The 18,586-nt window shown below is 59.9% G+C and carries 18 protein-coding genes and 2 tRNA genes; 9 read left to right on the top strand and 11 right to left on the bottom strand.

From position 1 onward, the window contains the following. Window positions 1-4 precede the first annotated feature (4 nt). The 5 genes from IEV53_RS03100 to IEV53_RS03080 are packed head-to-tail and all read right to left on the bottom strand — an operon-like array spanning window position 5 to window position 3,829. Window positions 5-904: a glycosyltransferase family 9 protein gene (locus IEV53_RS03100; protein ID WP_188425276.1), complete on the bottom strand. Its 900-nt coding sequence runs from the start codon at window positions 902-904 to the stop codon at window positions 5-7. Next, window positions 901-1,578: a DNA polymerase III subunit epsilon gene (gene dnaQ, locus IEV53_RS03095; RefSeq protein ID WP_188425275.1), complete on the bottom strand. Its 678-nt coding sequence runs from the start codon at window positions 1,576-1,578 to the stop codon at window positions 901-903. The genes IEV53_RS03100 and dnaQ overlap by 4 nt, the downstream gene beginning before the upstream one ends. Continuing rightward, entirely contained in the window at window positions 1,575-2,168 is a 594-nt protein-coding gene (gene coaE, locus IEV53_RS03090) for a dephospho-CoA kinase (RefSeq protein WP_188425274.1), read from the bottom strand. Before coaE ends, dnaQ begins: the two co-directional genes overlap by 4 nt. Window positions 2,169-2,186: 18 nt before the next feature. Next, the gene (locus IEV53_RS03085; protein ID WP_188425423.1) at window positions 2,187-3,008 is read right to left on the bottom strand and encodes a shikimate dehydrogenase; all 822 of its coding nucleotides are present in this window, start codon (window positions 3,006-3,008) and stop codon (window positions 2,187-2,189) included. 47 nt (window positions 3,009-3,055) lie between these two features. Then, window positions 3,056-3,829 (bottom strand): N-formylglutamate amidohydrolase, encoded by a 774-nt coding sequence (locus tag IEV53_RS03080; protein ID WP_188425273.1) that lies wholly within the window; start codon window positions 3,827-3,829, stop codon window positions 3,056-3,058. 61 nt (window positions 3,830-3,890) lie between these two features. Here IEV53_RS03080 and argH point away from each other — a divergent pair, with 61 nt between their 5' ends. Next, window positions 3,891-5,315 carry an argininosuccinate lyase gene (gene argH, locus IEV53_RS03075; RefSeq protein ID WP_188425272.1) on the top strand — a complete coding sequence of 475 codons (1,425 nt, stop codon included), beginning with the start codon at window positions 3,891-3,893 and terminating at the stop codon, window positions 5,313-5,315. Beyond that, the gene (locus tag IEV53_RS03070; RefSeq protein ID WP_188425271.1) at window positions 5,312-5,449 is read left to right on the top strand and encodes a hypothetical protein; all 138 of its coding nucleotides are present in this window, start codon (window positions 5,312-5,314) and stop codon (window positions 5,447-5,449) included. The genes argH and IEV53_RS03070 overlap by 4 nt, the downstream gene beginning before the upstream one ends. Here IEV53_RS03070 and gluQRS read toward each other — a convergent pair. Then, a complete protein-coding gene (gene gluQRS / locus IEV53_RS03065) occupies window positions 5,418-6,272 on the bottom strand; it encodes a tRNA glutamyl-Q(34) synthetase GluQRS (RefSeq protein ID WP_188425270.1) in 855 nt (284 codons plus the stop codon). The two genes, IEV53_RS03070 and gluQRS, sit on opposite strands and share 32 nt — an antisense overlap. A gap of 138 nt (window positions 6,273-6,410) precedes the next feature. Here gluQRS and IEV53_RS03060 point away from each other — a divergent pair, with 138 nt between their 5' ends. Beyond that, window positions 6,411-6,974 carry an HNH endonuclease gene (locus tag IEV53_RS03060; protein WP_188425269.1) on the top strand — a complete coding sequence of 188 codons (564 nt, stop codon included), beginning with the start codon at window positions 6,411-6,413 and terminating at the stop codon, window positions 6,972-6,974. A 33-nt stretch (window positions 6,975-7,007) separates the two neighbouring features. Here the strand turns inward: IEV53_RS03060 and IEV53_RS03055 are convergent, their stop codons facing one another. After that, window positions 7,008-7,361, bottom strand: coding sequence for an arsenate reductase (locus tag IEV53_RS03055; protein WP_188425268.1), 354 nt, complete (start codon window positions 7,359-7,361; stop codon window positions 7,008-7,010). Window positions 7,362-7,880: 519 nt separating this feature from the next. On the opposite strand from IEV53_RS03055, the gene IEV53_RS03050 reads away from it, so the two are divergent. Further along, window positions 7,881-9,674: a methyl-accepting chemotaxis protein gene (locus IEV53_RS03050; RefSeq protein ID WP_188425267.1), complete on the top strand. Its 1,794-nt coding sequence runs from the start codon at window positions 7,881-7,883 to the stop codon at window positions 9,672-9,674. 320 nt (window positions 9,675-9,994) lie between these two features. Here IEV53_RS03050 and guaA read toward each other — a convergent pair whose 3' ends face one another. Next, window positions 9,995-11,590: a glutamine-hydrolyzing GMP synthase gene (guaA, locus tag IEV53_RS03045; RefSeq protein ID WP_188425266.1), complete on the bottom strand. Its 1,596-nt coding sequence runs from the start codon at window positions 11,588-11,590 to the stop codon at window positions 9,995-9,997. 134 nt (window positions 11,591-11,724) lie between these two features. Between guaA and IEV53_RS03040 the strand changes: the two genes are divergently transcribed. The 3 genes from IEV53_RS03040 (at window position 11,725) to IEV53_RS03030 (ending at window position 12,376) form a co-directional block, all read left to right on the top strand. Next, window positions 11,725-12,126 carry a hypothetical protein gene (locus IEV53_RS03040; RefSeq protein WP_188425265.1) on the top strand — a complete coding sequence of 134 codons (402 nt, stop codon included), beginning with the start codon at window positions 11,725-11,727 and terminating at the stop codon, window positions 12,124-12,126. Window positions 12,127-12,190: 64 nt separating this feature from the next. Then, window positions 12,191-12,267: transfer RNA gene (locus IEV53_RS03035), tRNA-Arg, on the top strand. 32 nt (window positions 12,268-12,299) lie between these two features. Then, window positions 12,300-12,376 (top strand) — tRNA-Arg (locus IEV53_RS03030). A gap of 290 nt (window positions 12,377-12,666) precedes the next feature. On the opposite strand, the gene IEV53_RS03025 is transcribed toward IEV53_RS03030, so the two are convergent. The 3 genes from IEV53_RS03025 to IEV53_RS03015 form a co-directional block, all read right to left on the bottom strand. Beyond that, the gene (locus tag IEV53_RS03025; RefSeq protein ID WP_188425264.1) at window positions 12,667-13,071 is read right to left on the bottom strand and encodes a response regulator; all 405 of its coding nucleotides are present in this window, start codon (window positions 13,069-13,071) and stop codon (window positions 12,667-12,669) included. 74 nt (window positions 13,072-13,145) lie between these two features. Continuing rightward, window positions 13,146-13,895 carry a trypsin-like serine peptidase gene (locus tag IEV53_RS03020; protein ID WP_229719502.1) on the bottom strand — a complete coding sequence of 250 codons (750 nt, stop codon included), beginning with the start codon at window positions 13,893-13,895 and terminating at the stop codon, window positions 13,146-13,148. Beyond that, window positions 13,895-14,290 carry a cytidine deaminase gene (locus tag IEV53_RS03015; RefSeq protein WP_188425263.1) on the bottom strand — a complete coding sequence of 132 codons (396 nt, stop codon included), beginning with the start codon at window positions 14,288-14,290 and terminating at the stop codon, window positions 13,895-13,897. Before IEV53_RS03015 ends, IEV53_RS03020 begins: the two co-directional genes overlap by 1 nt. A gap of 88 nt (window positions 14,291-14,378) precedes the next feature. Between IEV53_RS03015 and lysA the strand changes: the two genes are divergently transcribed. After that, window positions 14,379-15,680 carry a diaminopimelate decarboxylase gene (lysA, locus tag IEV53_RS03010; protein ID WP_229719501.1) on the top strand — a complete coding sequence of 434 codons (1,302 nt, stop codon included), beginning with the start codon at window positions 14,379-14,381 and terminating at the stop codon, window positions 15,678-15,680. After that, window positions 15,677-18,364, top strand: a complete 2,688-nt coding sequence (locus tag IEV53_RS03005) for a DUF4175 domain-containing protein (protein ID WP_188425262.1) — start codon at window positions 15,677-15,679, stop codon at window positions 18,362-18,364. Before lysA ends, IEV53_RS03005 begins: the two co-directional genes overlap by 4 nt. Window positions 18,365-18,586: the final 222 nt, after the last annotated feature.

The raw sequence follows: 18,586 nt of genomic DNA, 5'->3' as shown, positions 1-18,586 counted from the left end.
TGATCTATCCTTCATCCGCCAGAAGCGCACAAGCTTCCTGCACGACACGCTCGGTTGAAAGCCCGGCGATTGGCGCCTCCCCCTCGGGGCCGGGTGCGGCGACAAAGTGGGCCTTGGGGCCAGTCGGGGCATATTCCGAAGCGCGGCTCGGGCCGAAAAGGCCGAGCGTTGGCACACCGGAAGCAGCCGCAAGATGCATCAGCCCTGAATCATTGCCTACAAAAAGCGCGCAGCGACGCAAAAGCGCCGTGACCAGACCCAGCCCGGCCTGTCCACCCAGATCGAGTGCGCCATCGAGCGCGGCCAGAACCGGCTGGGCGCGCAGGTGCTCTTCCTCGCCCGGACCGTAGAAAATGACCGGCAACAGGCCCCTCGCTTGTATCGCCTGCCCGAGCTCGACGAAGTTTTCGGCAGGCCAGATCTTGCCATCCCAGTTGGCTGTTGGTGCCAGAGCACAATACCGCCCCTCATCGGGCAGAATTTCGCTCGCGAGACGCTCCTGATCGGGGCGCGACCATGCCTGAGGCATGAGAGCGGGCCTGTCACGGAACAGTGCTGAGAGATGGCCGATACGCGCGCCCGGTCGACGCCCCCCGCGCAGGATGCGTCGACGCAGGGTCGGCAGAAAGAGAGATACGCCTGAGCCGCGCAGATCGACCACCATGTCCCACCACTGGCCGACGCATTGCGCCCAGAGGCTCACCCAGTGCAGATCATAGCGTTTCTTGCTGATCACGATAACGCGCTCGACGACGGGGCACGCCTCGAAATACGACGCGGCGACCGGCCCGCAGGCAATCGTGAATCGCGCTGCCGGGTAACGCCGGATCAGCTCCCCCAGAGCCCCCGATGAGATGACCGCATCACCCAGACGGTTGGCGGTTATGAACAAGATCCGTTTCATTGCAGCCAGATAGGCTCCTTCAGACTGGCCACAAATTTATCATGCGCCGCAGCGGTTTCGTTATCCGGCGGTGCCATGGGGCGCGGCTTGCGGTCGGGATTGGCGCGATAGGTCGCGACCCCGCCCCCACTGCCCGACACAGCAAGGCCGAGCCCGCGCTGACGCCCTCCCATCAGCTCCAGATAGACCTCGGAGAGCAGCTTGCAGTCGAGCAGGGCATTATGGGTCGTACGGGCCGAGAGATCGATATCATGGCGACGGCACAAGGCATCGAGCGAATTGGGGAGGCCGGGATACCGCTTTTTGGCCATTTCGAGTGTGTCGACCATGCGCTTGCGATCGAGCGGCGGCTTGCCACAGGCTTTCAGCTCGGCATTGATGAAGCCGAAATCGAAGGGCGCGTTATGCGCGATCATTTCGTCCTCGCCGATAAAGGCGAGAAATCCGTCAACGATCTCGGCAAATTTCGGCTTGTCGAGCAGATCATCCAGCGTAAATCCGTGAACGCGGCTTGCCTCTGGCGGCACATCACGCTCTGGATTGATCAGAACATGAAAATTCTCGCCTGTCGGCAGGTCATCGATCAGTTCGAGCGCCGCGATCTCGATCACACGATCACCCGTTGCCGGGTCCAGCCCCGTGGTCTCCGTATCGAAAAGGATCGACCGTTTCATCGGGCAGTCTCCAGACTCGTTATCAGGCGTTTCAATTGACGGGCGGTATGGCCGCGAGACAGCCCGTTGCGCAACAGATGATCGGCCCGTCTGTTGCGCTCGCGATCGCTCATCTGCCGGGCGAGAAGGTGACGGGCCTGTGCTTCACTGAGTGAGCGGCGCTTCATGACCCGACGCAGGCGCACGGCAAGAGGCGCCATCACCACAATGACCGCGTCGCAATCCCGATCGGCGCCGGTTTCGAACAGAAGCGGGATATCGAGCACGCAGATCCTTACCCCACGGCGCGTCATGGCCCGCAGGAAAGATCGACGTTCATCGCGCACCAGAGGATGGATGATTGCCTCAAGCGCCTCAATTTCCGCCGGATGGCCGATAACGGCCCTGCGCAATGCCACACGATCGACCGCCCCGTCCCGAACCGCATCGGGCCAGAGCCGTGCAATGGCGGGTACTGCGCGACCGCCTCTTGCCTGAAGGGCATGCACGGCGGCATCGGCGTCAAAAACCGGCCAGCCAGCCCGGCGCATGAAGCGTGCAACCGTGGTCTTGCCGGCACCCATGCCTCCTGTGAGACCCAGAACGATCATGTCTGATGCGTCTTCCCGTCAGTCCAGCGTTTCGACAAGACGGGCACGCAGGGTCGCATCTGCCTTCGGATACGGGCCAAACCAGGCTGCAAAACCGGGCCGGGCCTGATGGATCAGCATGCCGAGACCATCGACCGCTTTCAGACCACGGGCGCGCGCCGCAGCGAGCAGCGGTGTTTCGAGCGGCATATAGACAATATCCGACACAACGAGTGACGGGGCTGCCTGAGTCAGGCAGTTACCCCAGTCGAAACCCTCCTGTCCTTTCATGCCAAGCGACGTCGTATTCACCAGCAGTTCGGCGTCTGGCAGATGTACTGTCCAGTCCTCCCACGAGATGACGTCTCCCCCCTCGAGCGCCGAGACGATGCCCTCAGCCCGGCTTTTCGTGCGATTGGCCAGGGTCAGCGTACACCCCGCATCGAGCAGCGCAGCGCATACCGCGCGTGAGGCACCCCCTGCCCCCAGAACCAGCGCCTTGCGTGGCAAGCTGACACCGGCCTCCTTGAGGGAGTCGATATACCCTACACCATCGGTGCAATCGCCTGTGACCGTACCGTCAGCCTCGAAGATCAGGGTGTTGACCGAACCCGCGCGCTGCGCCGGTGGGGTGCGACGATCCACCAGCGCGAAGGCTGCTTCCTTGTGCGGGATCGTGACATTCAGCCCGGCAAAGCCGAGCGCCTGCAAGGCACGAATGCCGGGCTCGAAATCCTCCGGAGCCAGAGGAAGCCGCAGATAGAGCCCGTCGATACCGCAGCACGCGCACCAGTAATTGTGCAGGATCGGCGAGCGCGTATAGGTCAGCGGCCAGCCCGTGACCGCTGCAAGCTTCGGCATCCCTCCCGGGAAAAGCGCCGCAAGAGCAGCCTTCGCCTCATCGAGGCTCAGTTCTCCCCGGAGATGGCGTTCCAGTAGAGCGGCAATAGCCGCGCCAGTCTCTGTGCCCACGATTTCTGTCCCGCCTCGTCTGCTATCAGATCCTGTCGGATCTCTATCTCCAGATAGGGCAGACCTGCCCGCTCTGCATGATAGGGCACGGTATAATCCGATGTCGCCGTCAGCACATAGGGCTCATTGTCACCGACGCAGAGATCACCCTCCTGCCGTAGCAAATCGAGCATGATACGCGCCGAGCGTGTATCGCGATGATGCAGGATGCCCACATGCCATGGCCGGGCCACCCCGTTCATGACAGGCGTGAAGCTGTGCAGGGCGATCAGGGCCGTCGGGCTTTTTCTCGCGCCCAGAATTGCGGCGATGCAGTCATGATAGGGGTGAAGGATCTCACGCTCACGCCGCGCGCGGCAGGCCGCAGACAGGGCCTTGTTCCCGGCAATTTCCGTACGGTCAGACACTGCCGGGATGGATGTTGGATGGCCGGGTGCCCTGTTGCTGTCGATCACAAGACGCGAATAGACCTGTTCGACAAGATCGGCCCCGAGCAGGCCGGAGAGTGCGATACCAACGCCGTGAATGCCGATATCCCAGGCAATATGACGCTCCCACTCCGCCTCTTCCACCCCCAGACGGTTGAGACATGACGGCACCGCTCGCCCCGCGTGATCGCTGACCAGCACGAAAGGCCCCTTGGCTGTCGCTTTTGTGATTCGATAGGGCGTCGGATCTTCGGGGCCGAGAAGAGGCAGAAAACTGCTCATGAATTGCGCGCACCATGCTGACTGACTAGGTTAGGGTCTTCTTGACCATAATCCCTACGCCATGGACAACCCCGTGACCGAGACCGAAACCAGACTGGCCAACCCGCAATGGGGTGGCCGCTTCGCCGCTGGCCCCGCCGCCATCATGGCCGATATCAATGCCTCGATCGATTTCGACCGGAAATTGTGGCGTCAGGATATTCGCGGCTCGCTGGCCCATGCCGCCATGCTGGCGCGCGTCGGCCTGCTGACCGCCGCCGAAGAGCAGGAAATCCGTGACGGTCTGCATGGCATTGCCTCAGATATCGAAGCAGGAAATTTCGAGTTCTCGCAGGATCTCGAAGATATTCACATGAATATCGAAGCGCGCCTTTCAGAGCGTATCGGCGAGGCCGGGAAACGTCTGCACACGGCGCGCTCGCGCAACGACCAGGTAGCGACGGATTTCCGCCTCTGGGTACGCGATGCCATTGACGGCATCACTGGGCAGATCTCGGCGCTCATGCGCTCTCTGGCCACGCGCGCCTTGCAGCATGCTGCCGATGCCATGCCGGGCTTTACCCATCTTCAGGTGGCGCAGCCCGTGACGTTCGGTCACCATCTGCTCGCCTATGTGGAAATGCTTTCACGTGACCGCGACCGCCTGCGCGACGCACGGGCTCGGCTGAACGAATGCCCCCTGGGCTCGGCAGCTCTGGCCGGCACTTCCTTCCCGATCGACCGTCGCTTTACGGCGTCGCTGCTGGGATTTGACCGCCCCACGGCGAACTCGCTTGATTCAGTGTCCGACCGCGATTTCGCGCTTGAATATCTCTCGGCGCTCTCGCTGCTCGGCATGCATCTCTCGCGCCTGTCTGAAGAGCTGGTGCTTTGGTGTTCGGCCCCGTTCAGCTTCGTGCGCCTGTCTGATGGCTTCACGACCGGCTCGTCCATCATGCCGCAGAAGAAGAACCCCGATGCCGCCGAACTGGTGCGCGCCAAGGTCGGCCGCATTACCGGCGATTTCATGGGCCTGCTGATGGTGATGAAGGGCCTGCCCCTCGCCTATGCCAAGGACACGCAGGAAGACAAGGAACCGGTTTTCGATGCGACCGAAGCCGCCACCCTGTCGCTGGCTGCCATGGATGGCATGATCCGCGACATGACGGCGAATACGGACAAGATGCGCGCCCTTGCCGGGGCCGGGTTTGCCACGGCAACCGACCTGGCCGACTGGCTGGTTCGCGTGCCGCGCCTGCCGTTCCGCACAGCGCATCATGTCACGGGGCGCCTGGTTGGCATGGCAGAAGCCAAGGGATGTGACCTGGCCGATCTGACGCTCGAAGAAATGCAGACTGTCGAGGCGCAGATCGATGCCAGCATTTTCGATGTGCTGACGGTCGAATCCTCACTAGCCTCACGCACCAGCGAAGGCGGTACGGCGCCTGACAATGTCAGCAGCGCCGCACAGACCTGGCTGAACCGCCTTGAGGAGAACGCGGCATGAGGTTTTCAACCCGGCTTTTCTGCCTCGCCCTTCTGGGTTCGGTCATGCTGACTGGCTGCGGCAAGAAGGGGGCGCCTCATGCCCCCGGCCCCGCAAGTGCCATCACCTATCCGCACTCCTACCCTCCGGAATAAACGCGGCAAGATCCAGCGCCTTCCGTGCCAGAGCGATCAGCTCGGGTGCGGTAAGGCCCCTGGCCCTCAAGGCCCGCAGGCTCTCGGCACCATCACGCTTGGAGAGCTTGCACCCTGCTTCGTCAAGAAGCAGGCCGTGATGCGCGTAAAGCGGTTCGGGAAAACCCAGCAACTCCTGCAGCACGCGATGAACAGACGTTGCCTCGAACAGATCAGCACCGCGCGTCACTAGCGTGATCCCCTGCCGTGCATCATCGCTGGTGACGCAGAGATGGTAGGAGACGCCGTTATCCCGACGCCCCAGCACCACATCGCCGAATGAAGCCGCACGCCCTGCCACAGCCCCCTGACCAAGCTCACGCCATGACGGACTGCCGCCAAGCCGACTGAGCGCTGCTGCCATATCGAGACGCCAGACATGCGGCTGGCCGGGCGCCTGAGATCGGCCACGGCAAGTCCCGCCATAAACCGGGCTGCCATCGGGGGCGACGCCGAGGGCGCAGGCTTTAACCTGAGCGCGTGAGCAGGTGCACGCATAGAGCAGCCCCTGATCATGCAGGCGCTCCAGAGTCGCACGATAATAAGGCAGATGATCGGACTGTCTGAGAACAGCGCCGTCACTGACAAAACCGAGCCATGCCAGATCGTCCAGCAGTGCCACCTCAAATTCGGGGAGACAACGCTGAGCGTCGATATCTTCGATACGAATCAGAAACTTACCCTGCGTGCCCGCCCGATCGCGCGCATGAAACGCCGAAGCAACATGACCAAGATGCAGAAAACCGGTCGGGCTCGGTGCAAAGCGCGTGTGAAATCCTGTCATCAAACCTTAGCTTGCCCCGTTCACAGAAAGCTGAAATAGTCAGCCCTATCAGACAGACGGCGCGTATCTATAGGCGCTGGTTACCCGTCGCGCTTGAGATAATCCGATCGTGCTGCCCTGTAAAAGAGGATGCGATCGATGCTTGCCACCGCCCAGCATTTCCCTGCTCTTGTATTGAATGCGGATTTTCGTCCGCTTTCCTACTTTCCTCTCTCGCTATGGTCCTGGCAGGAGAGCGTCAAGGCGGTCTTTCTAGACCGTGTTTCGGTATTGAGTGAATATGACGATGTCGAGGTTCACTCGCCAAGCTGTGTGATGCGTGTGCCCAGCGTCATTGCGCTCAAGGAATATATCCCCACAGCCAGACGCCCTGCCTTCACACGGTTCAACGTCTTTCTGCGCGATAATTTTTCCTGCCAGTATTGCCATGACCGGCTACCGACCCACGAACTGACCTTCGACCACGTCATTCCCCGCGCCAAGGGCGGTCGCACAACGTGGGAAAATGTGGTGACGGCCTGCAGCCCCTGCAATCTGATCAAGGGCTCTAAACTACCCCACGAAATCGGCATGCACCCGCGCATCAGGCCGGTACAACCCTCGACGAGGCGCCTTCAGGAAAACGGGCGCAGCTTTCCGCCTAACTATCTGCATGAGAGCTGGCGCGACTATCTGTATTGGGACAGCGAGCTGGAAGGCTGATCCTTCCAGCTCCCAGCCTCCCCTGCCAGCCTGTCAGGAGAAAAGCTTCTCATAGAGTTCGGGCTTGAACCCGAGCGCGACGGAGCCTTCGCGAACGAGCACGGGGCGCTTGATGAGCGTAGGGTGCGCAAGCATCAGGGACACCGCCTCAGCCTCGGTCGTCACCTGCTTCTCCGGCTCTGGCAATTTGCGGAATGTCGTTCCGGCACGGTTGAGGAGCGCCTCCCACCCCACCGCCTGCACCCAGGAAATGAGGGTCGCTTCGCTCAGACCATCTTTGCGAAAGTCATGGTAGGTGAAGCCTATCCCCAGGCTCTCGAGCCATTTGCGCGCCTTGCGGACAGTATCACAGGTGGTGATCCCAAAGAGAACCGGGTCGTCATGCATCAGTTTTATCACCTGTCAGGCCAGCAGAATTGCGCACTATGTTTCGGAAAGAAGGTCCAGCTCACCTGATTTCGCAAGCGGATGCAAGACACGCAGCGAGGGGCATACCTTCAGTGATCATCCCGCGCACTATGCTGTTCCACGGACATTTGCCACAAGCAAAGATACAGTCCCATCTACGAAAATAAGCGATTAATTGTAATATATAATAAATCATATCTTCATTACTTGAAAATATTTTCAGAAATAATCATAGTTTTAAATCAAATTTATTAATATACGCTCTACGCCGACCATCGATATCCAAATACAGGAATAATTACAATCGATCCCGTTATGCTTCATAAAAACGAAACCTAAGCAGTTATACGATAGTTGACCTTTTACGGACTTTCCTCATCGAAATTTTAATTTCCTCTTAACCGAACCGTGTCTTCTTCGAAAAGATCGTGGCGTTATTTGCTCGTGCCTTGAGGTTGCGCTTCCTTACTGATCTCTTTTCGAATGTGGTGCTTTGGAATGAATTGGTTCTCTGACCTGACTGTATATCGCAAGCTGGCCGTCGGCTTCGGCAGCATACTGGTCATTCTCGCAATCAGTTCAGGGTTCATCTTTCAGAAATCGCGCGAAGTCGCGAGCATCACGCGCATGAATGCCGTGTCCGATCTGACAATCGATCTTCTGGATCAGGCAGATGCCGCTCTGACACGACTTCCTGGTTCGCTGAGTCGATACCTGATCACGCATCGTCCTGAAGACAGCACGGCGATCCAGGACGATGAGACACAAATCATGCAAAAGGCCGCACAACTGCGCGCCATTCTAGGTAAGGAAAAGCCAGAATCTCTCGGCCAGATCGACGCCTATATCCAGATCGCCAAGCGTTATATCGACGAGGCGGCGATACCCCAGGCCCGGCTGGCGGCCAACCCGGCCCGCCAGGCAGATGCTATGGCGAGCATCATCTCAAGACAGAATAACCAGCTGCTGGTGGAGCAGAAAGCGGCATCTCGCATATTGGAGCGCACCTTGCGTGACTGGTCTGATGCCTGGACAGCCAAAGCGCTGGCGACAACGCGTGAGATCGCAGCGATTGTCGCTGGCTCAGCCGTGCTTGGGTCAATCATTGCACTAGGCGTTGCATGGTTCATCGCCCGTTCAATCGGGGCCCCTTTGGCCTCCATGACCGAAGCCATGCAAATTCTCGCTGGAGGCGACCTTACGATCGAAATCCCGGCACGCAAACGCCGCGACGAAATCGGTCATATGGCTTCGGCTGTGCAGGTTTTCAAAGATTCTGCGCAGGAAAAACGCACATTGGAAGCGGAAACCCGCCTCGCGCAGAAGGCTATCGAAGCGGAGAGAGAAAAACGTACCGAGCGAGAGATGCTTGCTGCTGAGCAGCAGAATACCGTACTCAGGGCACTTGCCACAGGCCTTGGGCATATGGCGGAAGGGAACCTGACCGAACAGATCATCACCCCATTTTCGCAAGAGTATGAGCAGCTTCGGATTGACTTCAATGCGGCTCAAACCGCTCTCCGCCGTGCCTTGGCAGAGGTTTCTGCCAAGGCAAGCGGCATCAGCGCCAGCGTTACTGAAGTCGGATCTGCTTCTGACGACTTGTCACGTCGCACTGAACAGCAAGCCGCGGCGCTGGAGCAGACAGCAGGCACTCTCGAACTGATCACAAGAAGGGTCGAAGGGACTGCCAGAGGATCTGCCGAGATGCGCCGCTCAACCCGACTGGCAAGCGATGAGGCCTCGCGCTCAAGCGTCGTGGTCGACGATACGATGCAGGCGATGTCTCGTATTGAGGCGTCCTCGACAGAGATAGGTCAGATCATCGGTGTCATTGATGATATTGCAATGCAGACAAATCTGCTGGCGCTCAACGCGAGCATCGAAGCCGCCAGAGCCGGAGATGCGGGTCGCGGCTTTGCCCTTGTTGCTTCAGAGGTCCGCACTCTGGCGCAACGCTCTGCAAACGCGGCCAGTCAGGTCAAGGATCTGATCTCTAGGGCCCGAACCGAAGTCAGCAGCGGTGTCGTTCTCGCTCGGGAAGTCGGGTCGGCGCTGCAGCGGATTGTAACGCAGATCGGCGCCGTAACGCTTACAGTCGGCGAAATTGCTTCGAGCTGCGAGGAACAGGCAAGCGGGTTGGCACAGGTGAACACCGCAATCGGTGAACTCGATCGTGCTACGCAGCAAAATGCCGCCATGGTTGAACAGAATACTTCCGCGGTTCTGAGCCTTGGGAAAAACACCAGCGATCTGACAGCCCTCGTCGGTCGCTTCAAAACAGCAGCCTGATCCGGGTGAAGTGGCAAGCGGCATCAGACTCCTCTGAACACTGTGTGCAGAGGTAAGCACCCTCTCTGCGCCGCAGCCGCACGATGCGCCTTCCTCGCCCTCCCCCGACCATGGCGGCGCGCGATCGCATCAGCATCTGAAAGACACATCTCTGCTTCCTGAACATGTTGATCAGGACAATCAGCCTGCCATCGTTAACCGGACAGGATCAGTCGTCACTCAGACACGCCTGCTGCACAATTGATAGCAACAGAAAAAGCCCGCTCATTGAGCGGGCTCTCCCATCGGTCGTTACATCGGCAAAGGGGCGATAGAGCCCCTTATTCCCACTCGATCGTGCCGGGGGGCTTGGAGGTGATGTCGTAGGTCACGCGGTTGATGCCACGCACTTCGTTGACGATGCGTCCGGCCACACGGTTCAGGAATCCGAAATCGAACGGATAGACTTCAGCGGTCATACCATCGGTGCTGGTAACGGCGCGCAGGGCGCAAGCCTGATCATAGGTACGGCCATCACCCATCACGCCGACGGTGCGAACCGGCAGCAGTACGGCAAAGGCCTGCCAGATCGCGTCGTAGAGCCCGGCATTGCGGATTTCCTCAAGATAGATCGCGTCGACCTTGCGCAGCAGATCGAGCTTTTCGCGATCGATCGCACCAGGGATACGAATAGCCAGGCCCGGCCCCGGGAAGGGATGACGGCCAACGATCGCCTCGGGAATACCCAGCTCGCGACCCAGCGCACGCACTTCATCCTTGAAGAGCTCACGCAGCGGCTCGACCAGCTTCATGTTCATGCGGTCGGGCAGACCACCGACATTGTGATGCGACTTGATCGTGACCGAAGGCCCACCGGTGAAGCTGATGGATTCGATGACGTCGGGATAAAGCGTACCCTGTGCGAGGAACTGCGCCCCACCAAGCTTGGTCGCCTCCTCTTCGAAGACCTCGATAAACAGACGGCCAATCGTCTTGCGCTTCACCTCGGGATCGGTGACGCCTGCCAGCGCATTCAGGAACAGATCCGATGCATCACGATGGACGAGACTGATGTTGAAGCGGCCACGGAAGGTCTTGACCACCTCATCGGCTTCACCCGAACGCAGAATGCCCGGATCGACGAAAATGCAGGTGAGCTGGTCGCCGATTGCGTCATGGATCAGCTTGGCCGCAACCGAAGAATCGACGCCACCCGACAGGCCGCAGATCACGCGCCCCGTGCCAACCTGCTCGCGAATACGGGCGATTTCGAGATCGCGGAACCCGGCCATGGTCCAGGTACCCTTGCAGCCCGCAACCTCGTGAGTGAAGTTTTTGATCAGCGCTGCACCATGCGGCGTGTGCACCACTTCGGGGTGGAACTGCACGCCATAGAGACGACGTCCCTCATCAGCGATGATGGCGAAAGGCGCACCTTCAGACCAGGCAACGGCACGGAAGCCCGGAGGCAGCGCCGTTACGCGGTCGCCATGGCTCATCCAGACCTGCTCGCGATGACCGCGCGACCAGGCGCCACGGAACAGCGCACAATCTTCGGCAATCTCGATATGGGCGCGACCAAATTCACGATGCTCATGCGTTTCGACCTTGCCACCCAGTCGGGCGCACATGGCCTGCTGACCATAGCAGATGCCCATGACGGGAATGTTGAGGTCGAATACGACATCAGGAATCTGCGGCGCATTATCATCGTGCACGCTCGCAGGGCTGCCTGAAAGGATGATGCCTTTCGGGTGGAAGCCACGAATCTTCTCTTCTGTCGCGGTGAAAGGCCAAATCTCGCAATACACGCCGCTCTCGCGCACGCGGCGTGCGATGAGCTGGGTCACCTGGCTGCCAAAATCGAGAATCAGAATGCGATCCTCGTGAAGCTGCGTATCCAGAGTATCGGCGTTAGGCGGGGCGGTGTCGGTCATGGCGCTCTTTCAACACGTCGTGCATGGGCAAATTCTGTGGGCATCGTATAGGATGTTCGCTGGGCAACGTCATCCCAAACGACGCGTTTGAGCCCCTCTTAATGTCATGATTCCTTCATTCAGACGAGATCGTTATGTCGCATTCCCGTTTTCGCCACCTGACAGGCGCGGCTTTTCTGGGCGCAGTCTTTCTGCTGTCCGCCTGCTCAGGCCCTCAGCCGCCAAGCAAGGACCCGATCGGAGTCTGGACAGGCGCGCTCGTGACCGATCAGGGAAGCTGCCCGACCGACTCAAATTCGACCCTGCAGATTGGCACGAGGGCCATCAGCTTCACGCCGGGTGATAATGCGCTTGTGCTCAAGGGAGAGCGTGGCTCCGACAAGCAGCATTTCCATGCGCAGCTCGACATGAAGGATGCACAGCGCAAGCCGTACAGCATCGTTTTCAACGGCTATCCTGTCGGCAATGCCATTGGCGGTATCTACGGCTCACCGACCTGTCGCGCCCATGTCGTGATGACCCGTCCAAACCGTTGATTGAAAAAAATTCTTTTTCCCTCTTGCGGGGTTTGAAAACTCACAGTAGAACCCGCCCCACGACGCACCCGTAGCTCAATTGGATAGAGCACCAGACTACGAATCTGGGGGTTAGAGGTTCGAGTCCTTTCGGGTGCGCCAGTATACATCGTGATCATGCAAGTGATCACCACGCACCCGTAGCTCAATTGGATAGAGCACCAGACTACGAATCTGGGGGTTAGAGGTTCGAGTCCTTTCGGGTGCGCCATTTCCTTTCAAGACAATTCAGCGACGACCAGATGTACGCCTGTGGGCGTCCGCGTCAATATTAACGAGTTGATCCTCACTCCGCCTGAGACTGCTTGGTGCAGGCCGTATGCGCCTGCAGCCCAAACTGCCCACCGAGACATTTCGGCTGAGCTCCCTCGCCCACTGAGATGTCGGCACGAAGAAAGTAGCACCGTGTGATGGCGGGATTATCGCATGAAGTACGATCGTCACTCAGGAGCGCCCCAACGCGCCTATTGCGAACAGCCGCACTGCAAACAGGAGTTGTGCCTAGTGCACCAACTGGGCGAGCGCGGAACAGACATCGCTCTCCAGAAAAGGCTTTGAGACGAAAAGGCCACGCGGTGGCAGCGCAAAGCCTTCCTCCATCTTGGCACCAGACGTCAGCACAAAGGCGACATCGGGACGCGTCCTGAACAGATAATTGCCAAGATCAAGCCCATTCATGACGCTGGGCATCTCGAAATCGGAAAAAACCAGGCGAATTTCCGGGTTGCTCGTGATCACTGAAAGCGCCTCATCAGCGTTCTCGGCAGAGAGCACCGTATAGCCTGCCTCAGAAATCATTTCAGATACGTAAAGGCGGAGCAGAACCTGATCTTCGACCACAAGCACAGTCGGTGCCTTGGGGGCCGTTTTGCCAATGCCTGCGCTGTGAAGTTCCTCTACAGACATAACCGCCACGCCCTTCGGAAAATATTCTGCTCCCTTTAACGGTCCGGATGCGCGCGAGTTCAAAGAGTAGCGTCTTACTTCCCTTTAACGCTTTTGTTAGAAACCCCTTCATTCGTGAAACCGACCGCTGTACCCCCCTGCCCTTCACGTGCGGTCACATCTATACCTGCGATGCCCCATTTTCCGTCTGTTTGCACCAGGAGAGGCGCGCCGCTCGCCCCATGCGTGGCAGCACAGTCATGATCGACCAGTTGCCCGCGCACATGAACGACATGACAGGCAAGATCGCCCATGGCGAGCTCCATACGGTCTTGCTGGTACCCTGCCAGCATGGCCGGTGCGCCCGGCTCGGCAGCAACGATCGGGAGCAATTCATTCGTTTTGACGAGCGCATGATCGAGAATAACGGTCGCATGATCGCCCTGGCTGGTACGCAGGGGGTGATAGGGATCATAGCTCGGCGCAATTACGAAACGCACCGCACGCGCTGTGGCACGCCACGACCCTGTGTCGTAGCCAAGCATGAAATGGATGCTTGAAGGCTGGACGAAATTCGCTGCCTCATCGCGCCAGAGACAATGAGCCGCCGTCATGATGACAGAAGGCGCCACCATAAACCCTGTGCAGCGGGCGCCGAGTTCGGTCTGCACTCGCCCTAGAATACGCCACGGCTCGCGGTTGACGTCGATAACGTGACGCGCGCCCGCGCCAATTCCCGGCAGGACGATACGAGCCGCCCGAGCAGGCGCGCCAGCGCAGGTCGCCATCATGAGCAGCGCAAGACAGGCTGCCCCCACAACCCGTTGAGCAGTCAGAGAATACATCACACGAGGTTTTCCGGCCCGAATGACCATGGCAACAACGCACCGAGTGTGGTCTCGAGCAATATAACGCCCTGAGGATCCACCATCGTCACCTTCAGGGTAGATGACGAAAATTCACGCAGACGCTGACGGCAGCCGCCACACGGCGTGCAGGCGGCATCACCCCCACCCACAATCACGATCTCGTCGATCTGCCGCTTACCAGCCAGAACCATGGCCGAGATTGCGCCCGCTTCCGCACAGCTTCCCTGCGGGTAGGCAGCATTTTCGACATTGCACCCGCTATAGATCACACCATCGCAACGCAGCGCAGCCCCGACATGAAAACGTGAATAGGGCGCATAGGCCTTTGCCCGGGCATCCAGCGCAGCACTGATCAGCGCGTCTTTCATCATTATTCCCCTCTCCTGGCATATTCCCAGCTTGGAAGCTGCTGATTGCCCTTGTAATCTAACCGGCATGACACGCCACGATCCTGATATCATGAACCTTCTCGCGTCACGCCCCTCCCTGCATATGGACGGGCAGGATGGTCTGCTTTTCGAGGGCGTTCCCCTGCAGACCATTGCGAATCAGGTTGGTACCCCCTGTTGGGTAACGGGAGCGGGAACGCTGCGCCGGCGCACGCGCAATCTCAGGAAAGCCTTCACCGAACGCGGGCTCGATGTTGCGCTTCATTATGCGCTCAAGGCCAATGACCATCTCGCGACGCTCAGCGTGCTCCGACAGGAAGGCTGCGGCGCCGATGTTGTCAGTGGCGGCGAGCTGAAACGCGCCTGTCAGGCAGGAATTGCTCCCTCTGCCATCGTGTTCTCGGGCGTGGGCAAGACCGATTCTGAACTCACCCTGGCGCTGCGCGAGGGTGTCGGCCAGATCAATGTTGAGAGTGCTGAGGAACTGCGTCGCCTGTCCCGTCTCGCTCGTGAGCTTGGTCTGAATGCGCCGGTTGCCTTGCGGGTCAATCCGCATATCGACGCCGAGACCCATGACAAGATCAGCACAGGCCGCCTGGGTGACAAGTTCGGTATCGACTGGGCAGACGCTATCGCGCTCTACCGCGAAGCCAGCACATTGCCTGGCATCAATATACGTGGTCTAGCCACCCATATTGGCAGCCAGATTCTCTCTCCCGCTCCGTTCAAGGCCGCTTACGCCCGCATCGCAGAGCTTGTGATCGATCTGCGTGCCCAGGGCCTGACCGTCAGCGTGGTCGATTGCGGTGGTGGTCTTGGTGTGCGTTATCGCGACGAACTGGCGCCGCCTCCGGCAGCACTGGCAGGCGCGATTGCCGAGACACTCGGCGGCCTCGATCTGAAACTGGCCATCGAGCCGGGCCGCTGGATCGCCGCACCCGCCGGGGTGCTGCTGACGTCGGTGATCGATCTCAAGGCTCAGCGCGACGGCGTCTCCGATTTCGTCATCGTCGATGCTGCCATGAACGATCTGGCTCGTCCCAGTCTCTACGGCGCCTGGCACGGCATTGTCCCCCTCGCCCCGGATCTCGCCTATGCAGAGACCGGCCCGCAGACGGTGGTCGGCCCCGTCTGTGAGTCGAGCGACGTGTTTGCAAAAGACCGACTCCTCCCCGCGGTTCGCCCTGGCGATACGCTCGCCCTGCTTGATACGGGGGCTTATGGTGCGGTCATGAGTTCGACCTATAACAGTCGCCCTCTGGCCGCACAGGTAATGATCGAAAACGGTCAGTGGAAACTTGTGCGCCCCCGGCAGCGTGTAGAAGCGTTATGGGCCGATGACAGTGTCCCGGAGTGGCTGGATTCTGAATGAGCATGGCTCCGCCCGCGCCACAGTCTCCTTACATGCTTGAAAAGCGGGTCGAGCGTGCCCGCCACCGCGCGCGGCGCGTGCTTTGGGTCGAATCTGCATGGTCGGCCGTGCAATGGCCACTTGGGCTGGCAGGCGGTTATGCGCTGAGCGGCCTGCTGCGTATTCCGCAATCCCTGCCCGACACGCTGCATGCCTTTCTTCTTGCTGGAGTAGGCGGCGGCGCCATTGCTCTGGCGGCGCGCCATCTTTCCCGACTGCCGCCCCCACGGCGCAGCGCCATCGACCGACGTATCGAATCCCGTTCCGGCCTTCGCCATCAGCCGCTTGCTGGCCTCGATGACTTGCCTGCGGACGGGGAAGAGACGGCGCTCTGGCAACGACATATGGAGCGCCTGCGCGCGAGCATAGGCCCGCTCCGTGCGGGCTGGCCACTTCTACACTGGACCCTGGAGCGCAGGATCGGCTGGGCCGGTTTCGCCCTAGCCCTGCTTGGTGCCGTCATCCTTGCCGGACCCGCAGCCCCCTCCCGGCTTGAAGCCGCATTCCTGCCGGGCGTTGACGATATCGACGTCCCTCTGCCCCAGATAGAGGCCTGGGTCGATCTCCCGGATTACGCCCCCGGCGCCCCGATTTTCCTTTCCAGAGACACGACGCCGCCGCCCATCCCCCAGGACGCAAAGCTGACCATTCATATTACTGGCGCGCGTTCTGGCCCCCATCTGCTGGGCGTGGATATCAGCGATGTCGGGGTCAAGCAGCTCGACCCCGGCAGCTGGAGCTTTGTCACGCGTCTGAGCCATGGCGGCAGGCTCTCGGTAAGGTCCCGGGGTCGGACGATTGGCGAATGGAATTTCACGATCGAGCCCGATCTCGCGCCTGAAGTCAGCTGGAAGAAGCCGCCCTCCATAGCCAGCGACAACCCGGATGTCGTGCTCCCCTGGCAGGTATCCCAGGCTCACGGCGTGACACGGCTTGAGGCTCAGATCAGCCTCGCCGCCAAGCCGACCCTGCCCCCGATCGATCTGGCAATCCCCCTCAAAGGTGAGCCCAAAAAGGCGGAAGGCAGTTTCGAGGCCGATCTGACAGAGTCGCTCTGGGCCGGAGAGAATGTCACGATCAGGTTGCACGCCACGAGCCGAAGTGGCCGTCAGGCGAACAGCGCGGTCGAGAAGCTCACCCTGCCCAGCCGGAGTTTTCACGATCCGATCGCCCGGGCTCTGGTTGCCTTGCGGCATCGCTTAGGGCTAGACCGCGAGACTGCAGCCCAGACAGCAGACGAGCTTAGGACCCTAGCCCAGACCCTGCCTTCCAGCGAAAAGGGAAGCACACTCGCTTTGCTCTACGCTGCGGCCCAGCTCGACGATCCGCTGGCAGAGCGTGCAAAAGAAAATACGCTCGGCCTGTGCTGGGCCGTCGCGCTCTATCTTGAAGATCTGCGCAATACAGACCGGGAAACTGCTCAGGCCAATCTCGAAATCCGGGCGGCTCAGAAAGCGGTCCAGGATCAGATCGCTCATATGCAGGCACTCGGCAAGGACGGGCATAGCGAAGCAGAGCAGCAGGAACTGGCAACGCGCATGAAGCGCCTGCGCGAGGCACTCGACCAGCGCATGCAGGCACTGATGCAGCGCAGCATGCAGCTCGGCAGCGTCATTCCGGATATGGGCGCTGATGATGGCAGCGATCCCGTATCGAGGCTGATGCGGCGCCTGCAATCGGATGCAGCCAATGGCCATTCCGACGACGCTCTGAAACGCCTCGACGATCTATCGAAAATGGTCGAGCGCATGAGGTCCGCCACGCCACAGGACCTCGCCCAGATTGCCCAGCAGATGCACGCCCGCATGAGGGCACAGGCGCAAAAGGCGACACTGCACGATCTGGTACGGCGCGAGACCACTCTTCTCGACCATGTTCAGGCACGCCTCGGCATCGGGCAGCGCAACGCGCGTGATGCCCAGCAGGGACAGAATCAGGATGTCAGCACCATGTCGACAGCAGAATTGCTGAAACGGCTGGGCATGGCACCGCCTCCTGATATGGACGAACCGCAATCGGCCCCGCCGCCACAACCGCCTGTCCTGTCTCAGGAAGAAGCGACCGCGCAGCATGAGCAGCGACGCGATGACCACGCTGTTCAGCGCGCCCTGCAGATGGTAGCTCGGCTGCTCAATGACGACATCAAATCACTGACTGGCAAAACCCTCGAGGGGCTCACCAAGGCGGACAAGGACATGCATTCTGTCCGTCAGGCACTGGCGAGTGTTCAGGATGGCCCTGCTGAAAGTGCAATCCGCCAGGTGCTGAAAGACCTCGCTGAGTCGGGGCAGCAAATGAGCGAAGCCCAGAAGGGCAAGAATCACGGTGGTGGTCCGCTCGCCCTTCTGCCGACCATGGGGACCGGCAACAGCGCTCAAGGCGGTAAAGGCAAGGGCGACCAGCATCAGGCCGACAGCGATGATGATGACTCCGAAGGGGATGGCGGCAGCAAGGCTGATCGCGATCCTCTGGGGCGCAAACTCGGCAAGGGGCATTCGGGCGCCGATACGGACGGCACGATACCTGACGCCGATAGTCGTGAAAAAGCGCGTGAGATCGAACGCGAATTGCGTCGTCGGGACGCAGACAGGACGCGTCCGCAGAGCGAACTGGATTATCTGGACAGGCTGCTGAAATCCTACTGAGCCGGCCTGCCCTCGAAAAAGCGCCTTACACGCGCAACGATTGATTACGATCCTGCATAGGCCGCGCTGCCCCTATTCCCGCTTGAAACGTCTAGCTTCGTCTCGAACTGTCACAGCTGCACGAGAAAGCGTTTCGGCACGATTCACCTGAAAACGCTGACTCTTTTTCACTTCCCCCGGCTGGCAGGATGGATACGTCAACGAACCTGACACGGAATGATG

The sequence above is a fragment of the Asaia siamensis genome (genome assembly GCF_014635085.1).
Taxonomy (GTDB): Bacteria; Pseudomonadota; Alphaproteobacteria; order Acetobacterales; family Acetobacteraceae; genus Asaia; species Asaia siamensis.
This window is presented reverse-complemented; position numbering and strand designations above follow the sequence as displayed.